General features: G+C 77.2%; 1 protein-coding gene. It reads right to left on the bottom strand.

Annotated features, from left to right (window positions below):
- The coding region (locus tag ACPYOI_RS36410) for a hypothetical protein (RefSeq protein ID WP_481424222.1) at positions 1-224 on the bottom strand (224 nt) is incomplete at its 3' end.
- Between the last annotated feature and the right edge of the window lie 39 nt (positions 225-263).

Genomic DNA, 263 nt, shown 5'->3' with positions numbered 1-263 from the left:
AGGTAGGCCTGGCTGACCCGGCCCTGCAGGGCCGCCTCCAGCGCGATGGCGGCCGTGCGCGTCTCACCCGTCGCGGAGTCGAGCGCGTGCACGGCGTTCTCCTCGTAGGCACCCGAGTCGAAGGCCGGCGCGACGCACGAGGACACGGTCAGCGTCAGCAGGGCGCCGGCGATGGCGGCCCGGCCGGGGCTCACCGCTGCGCGCGAGCGCCGCCTGTCGCCCACGGCTACCGCCGGGTCCCGAGGACGCGGACGGCCAGCACG

The sequence above is a fragment of the Rhizobium sp. SVR5-2C genome (assembly GCF_056755115.1).
Note: the sequence above shows the minus strand (reverse complement) of the source record. Positions and strands in the feature narration are given on the sequence as shown.